Source organism: Paraburkholderia steynii, assembly GCF_900100565.1.
GTDB lineage: Bacteria > Pseudomonadota > Gammaproteobacteria > Burkholderiales > Burkholderiaceae > Paraburkholderia > Paraburkholderia terrae.
On record NZ_FNDI01000031.1, the window covers coordinates 78,534 to 92,064 of the forward strand.

The 13,531-nt window shown below is 62.5% G+C and carries 14 protein-coding genes; 13 read left to right on the forward strand and 1 reads right to left on the reverse strand.

Features of this window, described 5'->3' with window-relative positions; all coding sequences use genetic code 11:
- The first annotated feature begins 324 nt into the window (after positions 1–324).
- The 7 genes from BLT65_RS37715 to BLT65_RS37745 all read left to right on the forward strand — a co-directional run bounded on the left by BLT65_RS37715 (position 325) and on the right by BLT65_RS37745 (position 6,849).
- Positions 325–1,737 (forward strand): hypothetical protein, encoded by a 1,413-nt coding sequence (locus BLT65_RS37715; RefSeq protein ID WP_091788063.1) that lies wholly within the window; start codon positions 325–327, stop codon positions 1,735–1,737.
- 246 nt (positions 1,738–1,983) lie between these two features.
- On the forward strand, positions 1,984–2,559 hold the full coding sequence (locus BLT65_RS37720) for a YqgE/AlgH family protein (protein WP_007736677.1): 576 nt from the start codon (positions 1,984–1,986) through the stop codon (positions 2,557–2,559).
- Entirely contained in the window at positions 2,556–2,990 is a 435-nt protein-coding gene (gene ruvX / locus BLT65_RS37725; RefSeq protein WP_091788066.1) for a Holliday junction resolvase RuvX, read from the forward strand. The genes BLT65_RS37720 and ruvX overlap by 4 nt, the downstream gene beginning before the upstream one ends.
- Positions 2,977–3,489, forward strand: a complete 513-nt coding sequence (gene pyrR, locus BLT65_RS37730; protein ID WP_042307406.1) for a bifunctional pyr operon transcriptional regulator/uracil phosphoribosyltransferase PyrR — start codon at positions 2,977–2,979, stop codon at positions 3,487–3,489. The genes ruvX and pyrR overlap by 14 nt, the downstream gene beginning before the upstream one ends.
- An 82-nt stretch (positions 3,490–3,571) precedes the next feature.
- The gene (locus tag BLT65_RS37735; protein WP_042307408.1) at positions 3,572–4,612 is read left to right on the forward strand and encodes an aspartate carbamoyltransferase catalytic subunit; all 1,041 of its coding nucleotides are present in this window, start codon (positions 3,572–3,574) and stop codon (positions 4,610–4,612) included.
- A gap of 51 nt (positions 4,613–4,663) precedes the next feature.
- Positions 4,664–5,941 (forward strand): dihydroorotase, encoded by a 1,278-nt coding sequence (locus BLT65_RS37740; protein WP_091788069.1) that lies wholly within the window; start codon positions 4,664–4,666, stop codon positions 5,939–5,941.
- 50 nt (positions 5,942–5,991) lie between these two features.
- On the forward strand, positions 5,992–6,849 hold the full coding sequence (locus BLT65_RS37745; protein WP_091788072.1) for a lysophospholipid acyltransferase family protein: 858 nt from the start codon (positions 5,992–5,994) through the stop codon (positions 6,847–6,849).
- Between the two features lie 28 nt (positions 6,850–6,877).
- Here BLT65_RS37745 and BLT65_RS37750 read toward each other — a convergent pair whose 3' ends face one another.
- A complete protein-coding gene (locus BLT65_RS37750) occupies positions 6,878–7,723 on the reverse strand; it encodes a symmetrical bis(5'-nucleosyl)-tetraphosphatase (RefSeq protein ID WP_091788075.1) in 846 nt (281 codons plus the stop codon).
- Positions 7,724–8,080: 357 nt separating this feature from the next.
- Here BLT65_RS37750 and BLT65_RS37755 point away from each other — a divergent pair, with 357 nt between their 5' ends.
- From BLT65_RS37755 to BLT65_RS37780, 6 genes are all read left to right on the forward strand, one after another.
- On the forward strand, positions 8,081–8,983 hold the full coding sequence (locus BLT65_RS37755; protein ID WP_091788078.1) for an NAD-dependent epimerase/dehydratase family protein: 903 nt from the start codon (positions 8,081–8,083) through the stop codon (positions 8,981–8,983).
- A 198-nt stretch (positions 8,984–9,181) separates the two neighbouring features.
- Positions 9,182–10,243 carry a dTDP-glucose 4,6-dehydratase gene (gene rfbB / locus BLT65_RS37760; protein WP_091788081.1) on the forward strand — a complete coding sequence of 354 codons (1,062 nt, stop codon included), beginning with the start codon at positions 9,182–9,184 and terminating at the stop codon, positions 10,241–10,243.
- A gap of 10 nt (positions 10,244–10,253) precedes the next feature.
- Positions 10,254–11,147, forward strand: a complete 894-nt coding sequence (gene rfbA, locus BLT65_RS37765) for a glucose-1-phosphate thymidylyltransferase RfbA (protein ID WP_091788084.1) — start codon at positions 10,254–10,256, stop codon at positions 11,145–11,147.
- Complete coding sequence (gene rfbC, locus BLT65_RS37770; protein WP_091788088.1) at positions 11,132–11,683, forward strand: dTDP-4-dehydrorhamnose 3,5-epimerase; 552 nt, start codon at positions 11,132–11,134, stop codon at positions 11,681–11,683. The genes rfbA and rfbC overlap by 16 nt, the downstream gene beginning before the upstream one ends.
- Before the next feature lie 8 nt (positions 11,684–11,691).
- Complete coding sequence (gene rfbD, locus BLT65_RS37775; protein ID WP_091788091.1) at positions 11,692–12,588, forward strand: dTDP-4-dehydrorhamnose reductase; 897 nt, start codon at positions 11,692–11,694, stop codon at positions 12,586–12,588.
- Complete coding sequence (locus BLT65_RS37780) at positions 12,585–13,493, forward strand: glycosyltransferase family 2 protein (RefSeq protein WP_091788095.1); 909 nt, start codon at positions 12,585–12,587, stop codon at positions 13,491–13,493. The genes rfbD and BLT65_RS37780 overlap by 4 nt, the downstream gene beginning before the upstream one ends.
- Positions 13,494–13,531 lie beyond the last annotated feature (38 nt).

Below are 13,531 nucleotides of genomic sequence, written 5' to 3' on the forward strand. Positions count from 1 at the left end.
CCGCCACGCAAGGTCGATCGATTCGAAATGAATCGATTGCGCGCGCGATGGAACATCGGCGCGCATGGGCTGTCGCAAGATAACCTGTCACAGCGCTTTGCTTGCGATGCATCACGATGGTCGTCGTGAGCGTGGCGCTGTCAGCATCACGATGTTGCGAACTTGAGCGGTGCCGTTTGCGTCATGTCGTAAGCTGAGAAAACGGCACCGTTTCGGGGCTATGCGGTCGGTGGCCCGGCAATTGCACTACTTTCGCCATAGCGGCAGTTCCGGTGGCGCAGTATCGATGCCGCCTGACCACGCCGGCGTTCCTGCAGCCTGCTCATGACCCTTCGATCCGCATCGCCCGATACGCTCGACGCTTTACCGAATCCCCGCGGCGGCGCCGTCCATCCCGCGGAGCAGGCCATTGCCGACGCGCTTGACGCGTTCGAGCAGCGGCGCGACATGACTGCGCAACTGCTGATCGCCGGGCGCGCGTTACGCGACGCAGGCTGGCTCGCCGCGCACCGTTTCACCGATGCCTTGCTGCTCGTCTCGCCGATGGCGGCGAGCGGTCTCGCCGAAGAGGCGGCCGCGCGCGCTACGTTCGGCGCGGCGTTGCGCGCGTTTCGTGCGGCGCTCGAACGACGCAATCTACGCGAGCTTGGCTGCTCGGGCTCGCTTTTCGAGCATTACCGCGCGCTCAGCACGCATATCGCGCAGCACACACCCGGCTACAGCATCACGTTCGAAGACATCGCGCTCGCCGGCCGGCCGGTTCCGCCCGTTTCGCTGCGGTCGCAATCGGCTGCGCGCCTGGCGCATTTGCGGGCGCGCTACGAGCAGGCACTGCTGCCCGTGCTGCGCTCGAAGGGCCATGTCAGCACGAGCGCGGTGGCGGGCGCAGTCAATGCAGCACTCGACGATCTCGACATATGTCTGGTCGATCTGTCCGGTCCCGATCCCTACGATTTCTGGCGTCTCGCCCTGGCGTGTTCACGCGCGTTGCGCGCGACCGGCCGTTCTGTCGAAGACGTCGACACGCGGCGCTTCTATGCGCGTTGCAACATGGCGCTCGCCGATGAAGAGCGCGGCATTCCACTTGCACCGCGTTCGCTGGTGCGCGCGACGCTCGCGCTGTTGTGGCGCGACTATGCGCTATTCGGCGCAGCCGCGGAAGATACCGAGCACGTCGAACTGCTGCGCGACTACGGTCTGACGGTCGACTGGCATATCGCGGGCACGCAGGCATCGGAAGCGCTGTGGGAAGCGGGCGCGCACCAAGCCGAGACGCTGGCGGCGCATGTCGCGATGACGCGCGAACTTGGCGTGCTGACGGTCAATGCCAACGCGTATGAAGACTTTTTGCAAACCGCCGACGCCGCGATCGCCGCGCTCAGGGATTACGCGCGCGCCGCCGACAATCCGCAGAAAGCCGACCCCAGCGCGGCGCTGCAGGCGGGCGATGCGGCGTATCGTTTGGGCGCGGCTGCGTCGGCGCTCGGACTCGGCCAGGTCGCGCTGCTCGCCGACGCATTGGGCCTCGCGTGGCGCCGTCGCGCGCATGCCGGCGTGTCGACACCCGCCGTGCGCGCCCATATCGTGGTCGAAGCGCCCGACGCGCGTTCGCTCGAAACCGCCGCCGAAGCGTTGCGCGCGATGCTGCACAAGGTCGCGGCGGGCGTCGCGCCTCAGTCCGCGACGAACGTGCTGGCCGCGCTCACGCGCGCCATCGAACAGGGCGGCGGCGCATAGCGATCGTCCAGATGCAGGAGACGGCGCAAGACCTCCGCGCTATGCCATTAGCTGCGCGATAGCGCACGCTCGTCGTTCCCGGCAAGGCCGGAGCGCGTGATAGAGTGCAGTTTCATGGACTGCGATCTCGTCGGCCGCGCGTTTTGCAGACAGCTTGCCCGCAAAGACCGGCGAATAGCCCGTTGCACGATTCTGGCGCAACGCACGGGCCCGCAGTCGCGCACCGTCTTTGCTAAAATTCGACCTATGTCCAAGAGTAACGATCGCATCAATCTGACCAACCAGTTCCTGATCGCCATGCCGAACATGGCGGACCCCACGTTTTCAGGAACGGTGGTCTACCTTTGCGATCACAGCGAGCGCGGCGCGCTCGGCCTCGTCATCAACCGGCCGACCGATATCGACCTCCAGGCGCTCTTCAACCGTATCGATCTCAAGCTCGAGATCGAGCCTCTGCTGCATGTCCCCGTGTATTTCGGCGGCCCGGTGCAAACCGAGCGTGGCTTCGTGCTGCACGACGCTACGGAAAGCACCTATACATCGTCGATGCAGGTGCCGGGCGGACTCGAAATGACCACGTCGAAAGACGTGCTCGAAGCCGTCGCGAGCGGCAAGGGCCCGCAGCGTTTTCTGCTGACGCTCGGCCATGCAGGCTGGGGGGCCGGCCAGCTCGAAGACGAAATCTCGAAGAACGGCTGGCTCACGGTTCAGGCCGACCCGAAAATCGTCTTTGACGTGCCCGCCGAAGAGCGCTTCGAAGCAGCGCTCGCGCTGCTCGGCATTTCCTCTTCAATGCTCTCCGGCGAAGCGGGTCACGCATGAGCGGTGTGGCCGGACGTGAAGCGACGCTGCTTGCGTTCGACTATGGCGAAAAACGTATCGGTGTTGCCGTCGGCAATTCGCTTACCCGTAGCGCGCGGCCGCTCGTCGTGCTGCAAAACCGCAATCGCGAATATCGCTTCGAAGCCGTCGGCAAGCTGATCGACGAGTGGAAGCCTGACGCGCTCGTCGTCGGCCTGCCGATGCATCCCGATGGCACTCCGCACGAAAGAACCCAGCTCGCCAAGCGCTTCGGCAATCAGCTGAACGGGCGCTTCAATCTGCCTGTCACGTGGGTCGACGAACGCTATTCGTCGGTCGAGGCGGAAGCGGGTATCCGCAGCGGGTCGAGGCAAGCCGGCATGCTCGACGCCGAAGCCGCGTGCATCATTCTTCAGCAATATCTGGACGGACTTTCCGATGAGCTCCATTGACGCCGAGGCGCTCTATCGCGCCGTGCTCGAACAGATTCGCGCCGTCTACGGCGACGCGCTGGGTGGTCCGGACGGCGCGGTGCTCGCTGGCATCTACAGCGGCGGCGCGTGGCTGGCCGAGCGCCTCGCCAAAGACCTGAACGTGCCGACCTTCGGCGTCGTCAATGTCGCGCTGCATCGCGACGACTACGCGAAGAAAGGCTTGCATACGCAAGCCAGCCCGACCTCGTTGCCGTTCGAAGTCGACAACCGCCGCATCGTGCTCGTCGACGACGTGCTGTACACGGGCCGCACCGTGCGCGCCGCGCTGAACGAACTGTACGACTACGGGCGTCCCGCGTCCGTCGAACTGGCGGTGCTCGCCGATCGCGGCGGGCGCGAGTTGCCGGTGGCGGCGCGCTTCGTCGGCGGTGCGATCGACGTGCCCGCGAATTCGACGCTCGTGCTGTCGCGCGACGGCGACCGCCTTGCGTTTCACACCGAGCCGCGCGCGGATTGAGCGCGTGCGCAACGCTCGCTCAGTCCCGCGACGCTGTCAGTAATTGCTGCACACGCAGTCCTCAGTCTGATTCAGGAACACCATGAACACGCCCAACCCGGTTTCCCAAGGTTCCACCGTTTCGACGGATAACGCCGCGTCAGCGGACCGTTTTCGCTACGGTTTCCTGAAGGGCAATCCGCAGCTCACGAAAAACGGCGAGCTGAAGCATCTGCTGACAATCGAAGGCCTGCCGCGCGCGATCGTCAATCACATTCTCGACACGGCCGAGCAGTTCGTCAGCGTGACCGACCGCGAGGTGAAGAAGGTGCCGCTGTTGCGCGGGAAATCGGTGTTCAACCTGTTCTTCGAAAACTCGACGCGCACGCGCACCACGTTCGAGATCGCCGCCAAGCGGCTGTCGGCGGATGTGATCAATCTGAACATCAACGCGTCGTCGACGAGCAAGGGCGAGTCGCTGCTTGACACGATCAACAACCTGTCGGCGATGCATGCCGATATGTTCGTCGTGCGCCACGCGTCAAGCGGCGCGCCGTATCTGATCGCCGAGCATTGCGCGCCGCACGTACACGTGATCAACGCGGGCGACGGCCGGCACGCGCACCCGACGCAAGGCCTGCTCGACATGTACACGATCCGTCACTACAAGAAGGATTTCACGAATCTGCGCGTGGCGATTGTCGGCGACATTCTGCATTCGCGCGTTGCGCGCTCCGACATTCACGCGCTCACCACGCTCGGCGTGCCGGAAGTGCGCGCGATCGGCCCGCGCACGCTGCTGCCGGGCGGCCTCGAGCAGATGGGCGTGCGCGTGTTCCACAACCTCGACGAAGGGCTGAAGGACGTCGACGTCATCATCATGCTGCGTTTGCAGAACGAGCGGATGAGCGGCGCGTTGCTGCCGTCGGCGCAGGAGTACTTCAAGAGCTGGGGGCTGACGCCCGAGCGTCTCGCGCTCGCGAAACCCGATGCGATCGTGATGCATCCGGGCCCGATGAACCGCGGCGTCGAAATCGACTCGCAGGTGGCGGACGGGCCGCAGTCGGTGATTCTCAATCAGGTGACGTTCGGCATCGCGGTGCGTATGGCGGTGATGGGTATCGTCGCGGGCAACAACGATTGAGTCGGGCACGAGTCAGGCACTAGAAAGCACACGTAGGCAAAAAGGCAGCGCATGAAGATTCATATTCAAGGCGGCACGCTGATCGATCCGGTAGCGGGCACCGAACAGCAACGTGACGTATTCATCGCGGCGGGCAAGATCGTTGCGCTCGGCAACGCGCCCGCCGATTTCAACGCGGCCAGGACGATCGACGCCAAGGGCCTTTATGTGGCGCCTGGTTTCGTCGATCTGTCGGCGCGGCTGCGCGAGCCCGGCTTCGAGCACAAGGCGACGCTCGAATCGGAGATGGCCGCGGCGCTCGCGGGCGGCGTGACGAGCCTCGTCTGTCCGCCCGACACCGATCCCGTGCTCGACGAGCCGGGCCTCGTCGAAATGCTTAAATTCCGCGCGCGGAATCTGAACCGCGCGCACGTGTATCCGCTGGGCGCGCTGACGGTCGGGCTCAAGGGGCAGGTGATCACCGAGATGGTCGAGTTGACGGAATCGGGTTGCATCGGCTTCTCGCAGGCCGATACGCCGATCGTCGATACACAGATCCTGCTGCGCGCGCTGCAGTACGCGAACACGTACGGCTATACGGTATGGCTGCGTCCGCAGGACGCGTATCTCGCGAAGGGCGGCGTCGCGGCGAGCGGTCCGCTCGCGTCGCGTCTCGGTCTGTCGGGTGTGCCGGTGTCGGCGGAAACGATCGCGCTGCATACGATCTTCGAACTCGTGCGTGTGACGGGCGCGCGTGTGCATCTGTCGCATGTGTCGTCGGCGGCGGGCGTCGAGCTCATGCGCGCGGCGAAAGCGGAAGGCCTGCCCGTGACCTGCGACGTCACGATCAATCATGTGCATCTGATCGATATCGACATCGGCTACTTCGATGCGCAGTTCCGGCTCGATCCGCCGCTGCGTTCCCAGCGTGACCGCGAGGCGATTCGCGCGGGTCTGCTGGACGACACGATCGACGCGATCTGCTCGGACCACACGCCTGTCGACGACGACGAGAAGCTGTTGCCGTTCGCCGAGGCGACGCCGGGCGCGACAGGTCTGGAGTTGCTGCTGTCGCTGACGCTCAAGTGGGCCGACGAAGCGGGCGTGTCGCTCGCGAAGGCGCTGAACCGCATCACGGCTGCGCCCGCTGGCGTGTTGAAGCTGCCCGCTGGCCGTATCGAGGCCGGCGGGACGGCCGACCTGTGCGTGTTCGACCGCGACGCTCATTGGCGCGTCGAGCCGCGCGCGCTTAAAAGCCAGGGACATAACTCGCCGTTCCTCGGCTACGAGCTTCCGGCTCGCGTGCGCGCGACGGTCGTGTCGGGTCAGGTGGCGTTCGAGCAGCGCTGAGTGCGTTGCACATCGGCAGAGAATGGAAAGATAAGCGGAAGACTCGCAACATGAAGCTCGCGTTTCGCAAGATTCGACTGGTCGTGCATCTGCTTCACGGTATGTGGGTCGTCTGGACGCGCTTTCCGCGCGCAAGCGCGCAGCAGCGTCTGGAACTGAACCGTGCATGGTCGCTGCGCATGCTGCAGTTGTGCGGGATGCGCCTTGTCGTGCATAACGACGGCGCGCGGCTCGACGAAGGCGTGCTGGTGGTAGCGAACCACATTTCGTGGATCGATATTTACGTGATCAACGCGTGGCGTCCGACGCCGTTCGTGTCGAAGGCCGAGATTCGCAAGTGGCCGGTGGTCGGTTGGCTCGCGGAGCAGCTGGGTACCGTGTTCATTCAGCGTGAGAAGCGTAGCGATGCGAAACGCATCATGCATGAGCTCGCTGATCGGCTGAATGCGGGCGAACTGATGTGCGTGTTCCCGGAGGGCACGACGTCCGACGGCGTTCAACTGCTGCCGTTTCACGCGAACATGTTTCAGGCGGCGGTGTCGGCGTCGCGTCCGGTCCAGCCCGTGTGCATGATGTACGAGGATGCGCAGGGCAGGCATTCGACGGCGCCGGCGTATATCGGCGAGTTGTCGCTTGGTGAGTCGCTCGATGCGCTGTTGCGCGGCGGTCCGCTCACAGCGCATGTGTATGTCGGCGCGCCGCTTGCGCCGGGCGCCGATCGGCGTTTGCTGGCGGCCGAGGCGCAGGCTTCCGTTGGCGCGGCGCTCGCCGCGCTGCAGGATCCCGAGGCGCGCCGCTCCGGCCAGATCGCGGACCGGACTCAGCAGTTCATCGATGCGGCTGCAGCAGCTAAAAATCCGCAAGATCCGCTGGCCGATCCGGACGTCGACATGACGCGCCACGCATAGCGCGTCAGTCAGCCTTCATTCTTCGCGTTCATGCGACGGCGCGGCAGCCTTCGCATTCCACCTGCGTGACCGTGCGTTCGGCGGGCGACTGCGCCAGCCGGACTGCCGACAACTGCTCGCCCCACACGCAGCCCGAATCGAGTCCGATCAGATTGTCGCGGACCATCAAGCCGAGCGCGGCCCAATGTCCGAAGACGACCGTAGTGTCCTCGGTCTTGCGGCCCGGCACGTCGAACCACGGCATGAAACCCGACGGCGCGGAATTGACGCCGCCGCTCGACGAGAAGTCCATCACGCCATCGGCATTGCAAAAGCGCATCCGCGTGAGCGCGGTGCAGGTCAGGCGCAACCGGTCGATGCCCTTGAGGCTCGGCTTCCAGCGGTTCGGCTCGTTGCCGTACAGGCCCGCGAGCGTCTCTTTCCAGGTCGGCGCGCGCAACGCGCGTTGCAGCTCGTCGGCCAGTTCGAGCGTCAGCTCGACGTCCCACTGCGGCAGCACGCCAGCGTGAACGAGCAGCATGCCGTTCTCGTAATGAACGAGCGGACGATGGCGGATCCAGTGCAGCAGATCTTCGGCGTCGGGCGCGGCGAGGATCTCATCGATCGTGTCGCCTTTCTTGGACTTTCTGATTCCCGCCGACACCGACAGCAGATGCAGGTCGTGATTGCCCAGCACGGGCACCGCGCGATTTCCCAGCGCGATGATGTCGCGCAGCGTCGCAAGCGACTCGCCGCCGCGATTGATGAGGTCGCCCGCGAACCAGAGCGGTGCGTCGGCGGGCGGCGCGGCCTTCGCGAGAAGTTGCTGGAACTGGGTACGGCAGCCCTGCAGATCGCCGAAAGCGAGAGGAGGGGAGCTGGTGGAAACGGTCATCGGCAAGAAGTGGTGGTCCGAAGGGCGCGGTGGCGGGCGTGCGTGGTTGCGCCGCGGTTCGCCCGGAATTGAGTTCGAAGCTGCTGCAGGCAGGCTGCATTGCACAACGCGACATGATAGCGCGCGATCCCCAGTCCGTCTGGCATCGGTGGCAGGTTGCTGGAATCGCCGCGCCGTGTCGCCGGCAATCGCAGTGCAAGCGTTGAATTATTTTGATTTTTTTCGGATTTTTGGATGATTTTCTGGCGGCCAAACTAGCCTTCCACGACCCTCGGCGAATGAACGAGGCCGATTCATTCGTCCGATATAATCGGCCGCTGCCAGCGCGACAGGCGCTCAGATCAGGGAGGAAGGGATTTGCGGCATCCGTCTCAGCCAGTCATCCACCGCGTTCTCATCACGGGGGCGAGCGGTTTCACTGGTGCCTACGTGCGCGAGGAACTCGCCGACGCGGGCTATGAGGTCATCGGCACGACGGCGAGCGATCCGCAGGCCGGCGAGCGTACGCTCGACATCACGTCGCTGCCGGATTGCCGCCGCCTGATCGGCGAGCTGAAACCTGAATTCATCGTGCATCTGGCCGCGATCAGCTTCGTCGCGCACGACGATCCGTTGGAAATGTACAACGTCAACGTGATCGGCACGACGAACCTGCTGCAGGCGTGCGTCGACGTCGGGCACGAGCCGCGCAAGATCCTGATTGCGAGCAGCGCGAACATCTACGGCAACGCGGAAGGCGTCGTCGACGAAGACGCGCCGGCTGCGCCTGTCAATCACTACGCAGCGAGCAAGCTGGCGATGGAGCATCTGGTGCGGACGTGGTTCGACCGGCTGCCGATCGTTGTCACGCGGCCTTTCAACTACACGGGGCGCGGGCAGTCCGAGCGTTTCCTGGTTCCGAAAATCGTTTCCCATTTTGTGCGGCGTCGACCGTTTATCGAGTTGGGAAATATCAACGTTGCGCGTGATTTTTCGGACGTGCGGATGGTATCGCGGGCGTATCGGGCGCTGCTTGAAGCCCCTGTCGCGGGCGAAACGCTCAATGTTTGCAGCGGCAGTCCGCGGACCCTCACCGACATCATCGATATCGTGCGCGAGGCATCCGGTCACGATCTGGAAATTCGCGTAAATCCCGCCTTCATCCGTCAAAATGAAGTCAAGGTGCTGGTTGGTTCGGCCAAAAGGCTGAATCGCGTCGTTCCCGATATGCCGGCCATCGGCATTGAAGACACCATCGACTGGATGCTTTCTCTCGCCTGATTTACAAACTGTCTCAGTTTGTTAGTGCGCTGGTGTTTCTCATCGACACCTTTATAATGGCCGGTTACGTACCCACGTGCGCCTTTGTGATGCCCGGTCAGTTTTGCCGGCGGCTCTCCGTGGTCGGGCAATAATTGCCAGATCGTGGCCGTCCTGGCACCCGGTCCACTCGGCCAAGAAATCTCTAGAAGGAATCCCATGATCCTGGTAACGGGCGGTGCCGGCTTTATCGGCGCCAATTTCGTGCTTGAATGGTTGAACGCCTCGGATGAGTCAGTCCTGAACCTGGACAAGCTGACGTACGCCGGCAACCTGGGCACATTGAAATCGCAACAGGACAATCCTCGTCATGTCTTCGTGCGCGCCGATATCTGCGATCGTGCCACGCTGGACAAACTCTTTGCCGAACACAAGCCGCGCGCGGTGCTGCACTTTGCTGCCGAAAGCCACGTCGACCGCTCGATCCACGGGCCGGCGGACTTCGTGCAGACCAACGTGGTCGGTACCTTCACGTTGCTCGAAGCTGCAAGATCGTACTGGAATATGCTGAACGATGCAGACAAGGCGGCATTCCGCTTCCTGCACGTATCGACGGACGAAGTGTTCGGCTCGCTGTCGGCGACCGATCCGCAATTCTCCGAAACGACGCCTTACGCGCCGAACAGCCCGTATTCGGCCACCAAGGCTGGCTCAGACCATCTCGTGCGTGCATATCACCACACGTACGGCTTGCCCGTGTTGACGACCAACTGCTCGAACAACTACGGCCCTTACCAGTTCCCCGAAAAGCTCATCCCGCTGATGATCGCCAACGCGCTCGGCGGCAAGCCGCTGCCTGTGTATGGCGACGGTCAGAACGTGCGCGACTGGCTGTATGTCGGCGACCACTGCAGCGCGATCCGCGAAGTGCTGGCGCGCGGCGTGCCGGGCGAGACATACAACGTCGGCGGCTGGAACGAGAAGAAGAACCTCGAAGTCGTGCATACGCTGTGCGACCTGCTCGATGAGAAGCGTCCGAAGGCGCAGGGCTCGTATCGCGATCAGATCACCTATGTGACGGATCGTCCGGGCCACGACCGCCGTTATGCGATCGATGCGCGCAAGCTCGAGCGTGAACTGGGCTGGAAGCCGGCGGAGACCTTCGAAACGGGTCTCGCGAAGACGGTGCAGTGGTATCTCGACAACCAGGGGTGGGCCGACGAGGTCGCTTCGGGCGAGTACCGCAAGTGGGTCGAAACGAACTACGCGCAGCGCGCGTAAGGGCGGAACGATGGCGCGCAAGGGCATTATTCTCGCGGGCGGGTCGGGCACGCGGCTCTATCCGATCACTCACGTCGTGTCGAAGCAGCTGCTTCCCGTGTACGACAAGCCGATGATCTACTACCCGCTGTCGACGCTGATGGTCGCGGGTATCCGCGATGTGCTCATCATCTCGACGCCGCAGGACACACCGCGCTTCGAAGCGATGCTCGGCGATGGCAGCCAGTGGGGTATGAATATTCAGTACGCGGTGCAGCCGTCCCCGGATGGGCTCGCGCAGGCGTTCATCATTGGTCGGGAGTTCGTCGGCAACGATCCGTCGGCGCTGATTCTCGGTGATAACATTTTTTACGGTCACGATCTGGCGAAGCAGCTGGAGCGTGCGAATGCTAGCACGGACGGTGCGACTGTTTTCGCGTATCACGTGCATGATCCCGAGCGTTACGGTGTGGTCGAATTCGACAAGGAGTTTCGCGCACTGTCGATCGAAGAAAAGCCGGCGAAGCCGCGGTCGAATTACGCGGTCACGGGTTTGTACTTCTACGATAACGACGTTTGCAATATCGCCGCGGATATCAAACCTTCCGCGCGCGGCGAGCTTGAGATTACGGATGTGAACTCGCGCTATCTGTCGCAGAAGAAGCTGGATGTCGAGATCATGGGGCGTGGCTACGCTTGGCTCGACACCGGCACGCACGATTCCTTGATCGAAGCGGCGACGTTCATTGCGACGTTGCAGAAGCGGCAAGGGCTGGTCGTTGCATGCCCCGAAGAGATTGCGTACCGGCGCAAGTGGATCAATGGCGAAGAGCTTCTCGCGCTCGCCAAGCCACTGTCGAAGAACGCTTACGGGCAATACCTGCAAAACCTTCTTACGGATCAAGTCGCATGGCCATCAGCGTAACTGCAACCGCGCTTCCGGAAGTCAAGATCATCGAACCGAAGGTGTTTGGTGACGCGCGAGGATACTTCTACGAAAGCTTCAACGCGCGTGAATTCGCCGAATCCGTCGAGGCGGATGTCGAGTTCGTTCAGGACAACCATTCGCGGTCGGCCAAGGGCGTGCTGCGCGGGCTGCACTACCAGATCGAACATGCGCAGGGCAAGCTGGTGCGCGTCGTGGAAGGCGAAGTGTTCGACGTCGCGGTCGATATTCGCAAGAGTTCGCCGAATTTCGGCAAGTGGGTGGGCGTGGTCCTGTCGACTGAAAATCATCGTCAGTTGTGGGTGCCGCCGGGCTTTGCGCATGGTTTCGTCGTGCTGTCGGAGTCGGCGCAGTTTCTCTATAAGACGACCGACTACTGGTATCAGGCGCATGAGCGCAGCATCGTGTGGAATGATCCGGACATTGGCATCGAGTGGCCGATCGATTTCGAGCCGTTGCTGGCCGCGAAGGACTCGGCGGGTAAACGTCTTGCCGAAGCTGATTGCTTTGCGTGAGGGTCGAGATGACGACGTCCAACCCTCGAACTATTCTGCTGACCGGCGTCAACGGCCAGGTTGGCTTTGAACTGGCGCGCAGCCTGCAGGGCTTGGGCCGTGTTGTTGCGCTGGATCGCTATGGGCTTGAGCTATCCGATCTCGACCAGGTGCGCAAGGTCGTGCGCGAGGTCCGGCCGCAATTGATCGTAAACCCTGCCGCTCATACAGCAGTCGACAAGGCTGAGGCCGACGTTGAGAGCGCTATGCGCCTGAATGCCGAAGTACCTGGCGTGCTCGCAGAAGAGGCCAAACGTTTGGGTGCGGCGTTGGTGCATTACTCGACAGATTATGTGTTCGACGGCACGAAAGACGGCGTCTATGTCGAGACAGATACCACCAACCCCCAGAACGTGTATGGCAGAAGCAAGCTGGACGGTGAGCGGGCGATCGAAGCATCGGGGTGCGCGCACCTGATTTTCCGCACGAGTTGGGTGTATGGCACACGCGGCAAGAACTTCCTTTTGACTATGCTGCGATTGGGCGCCGAGCGTGACGAGCTTAGCGTGGTGGCCGACCAGATCGGCGCGCCGACCTGGTCGAACACGATTGCCACCTTGACCTCGAATGTGCTTGCACAGACGGTCGTGGCGTCCGATCAAGCTGGATGGTGGGCACAGCATTCGGGTGTTTATCATTTGACGGCAGCTGGTGCGACGTCATGGCATGGTTTTGCGGAGGCGATCTTCGAGCTTGCCAGTTTGCCGAAAAGACCCATTGTGAAGCCGATATCGGCTTCCGCATATCCGACCCCCGCAAAGCGGCCAAACAATTCGCGGATTTCGAATGACAAGCTCGCCAATGTATTCGGGTTGCGAGCACCGGATTGGCGAGAGGCCTTACGGTTGTGCATGGCGTCGCGATGAGCGTCGAAACGCATTCGCTGCGTACGGGTGCTGTCGTCGTTTTCTACAATCCGGATGCTGCTTGTGTCTCACGGGCAAACCGGATCGCTGCGATGCTTCATTGTGTGGTCATAGACAATACACCGGGGATCACGACAGCGGCGGCGCTCGGATTGTCTGAGTTGGTGCAGTACGTCGCTAACGGCGAGAATGTCGGCGTCGCAACGGCAATCAACCAAGGTGTTGAGAGGCTCGTCATCTCGGGGTTCGATTTCGCGATTCTATTCGATCAGGATAGCGAACCACCCGCAAACCTATTGACGGAACTGCCCGCCGTCATCGCGAAAGCGAATCAGGTCGGCGACCGTGTTGCGATTGCCGGACCGGCGTATGACGACCCGCGTCTGCGTGGCGTTGCCCCATTCGTCCGATTCCGCTGGTTCAAGCTTGAACGGATTGTTCCGACCGGCGACCAGCCGATCGACGTCGACTTTCTGATCTCATCAGGGTCGTGCATTAATCTGCGATGGTGGTCGAACGTCGGTCCGATGGACGACTCGCTGTTCATCGATTTCGTCGATCTTGAATGGTGTGCACGGGCGAAGCACAAGGGTTTTCGCGTGCTCGGCGTGCCTTGGGTGCGTATGAGTCACGAACTAGGTGGTGAGCCCGTTCGGATCTTTGGGCGGGCGTATCCGATGCACAACCCATTGCGGCACTACTATCTGTTCCGGAATGCTGTGGCTTTGGCGAAACGCAGATCAGTCCCGGCCACTTGGAAAAGCACTGAACTGATCAAGCTTCCGGTTCGCGTTGTCATCTACTGTTGCTTTCCCAGCGACCGGCTCGAGCACCTCAAAATGGTCTGGCGGGGTCTTTGCGACGGCGCGCGCGGTAGGTTGGGGGCGTACCGGACTAGACGGTGAACTAGGCAATTCCTTCACTATCACCGAGCAGGACGCGG

Bases quoted from the DNA above. Each gene is read 5' to 3' on its own strand.
- BLT65_RS37740 (WP_091788069.1), top strand. From the start codon at position 4,664: ATGAAGATTCATATTCAAGGCGGCACGCTGATCGATCCGGTAGCGGGC.
- BLT65_RS37735 (WP_042307408.1), top strand. From the start codon at position 3,572: ATGAACACGCCCAACCCGGTTTCCCAAGGTTCCACCGTTTCGACGGAT.
- BLT65_RS37720 (WP_007736677.1), top strand. From the start codon at position 1,984: ATGTCCAAGAGTAACGATCGCATCAATCTGACCAACCAGTTCCTGATC.
- rfbD (WP_091788091.1), top strand. From the start codon at position 11,692: ATGACGACGTCCAACCCTCGAACTATTCTGCTGACCGGCGTCAACGGC.
- BLT65_RS37745 (WP_091788072.1), top strand. From the start codon at position 5,992: ATGAAGCTCGCGTTTCGCAAGATTCGACTGGTCGTGCATCTGCTTCAC.
- rfbA (WP_091788084.1), top strand. From the start codon at position 10,254: ATGGCGCGCAAGGGCATTATTCTCGCGGGCGGGTCGGGCACGCGGCTC.
- ruvX (WP_091788066.1), top strand. From the start codon at position 2,556: ATGAGCGGTGTGGCCGGACGTGAAGCGACGCTGCTTGCGTTCGACTAT.
- BLT65_RS37750 (WP_091788075.1), bottom strand. From the start codon at position 7,723: ATGACCGTTTCCACCAGCTCCCCTCCTCTCGCTTTCGGCGATCTGCAG.
- BLT65_RS37715 (WP_091788063.1), top strand. From the start codon at position 325: ATGACCCTTCGATCCGCATCGCCCGATACGCTCGACGCTTTACCGAAT.
- pyrR (WP_042307406.1), top strand. From the start codon at position 2,977: ATGAGCTCCATTGACGCCGAGGCGCTCTATCGCGCCGTGCTCGAACAG.
- rfbC (WP_091788088.1), top strand. From the start codon at position 11,132: ATGGCCATCAGCGTAACTGCAACCGCGCTTCCGGAAGTCAAGATCATC.
- rfbB (WP_091788081.1), top strand. From the start codon at position 9,182: ATGATCCTGGTAACGGGCGGTGCCGGCTTTATCGGCGCCAATTTCGTG.
- BLT65_RS37780 (WP_091788095.1), top strand. From the start codon at position 12,585: ATGAGCGTCGAAACGCATTCGCTGCGTACGGGTGCTGTCGTCGTTTTC.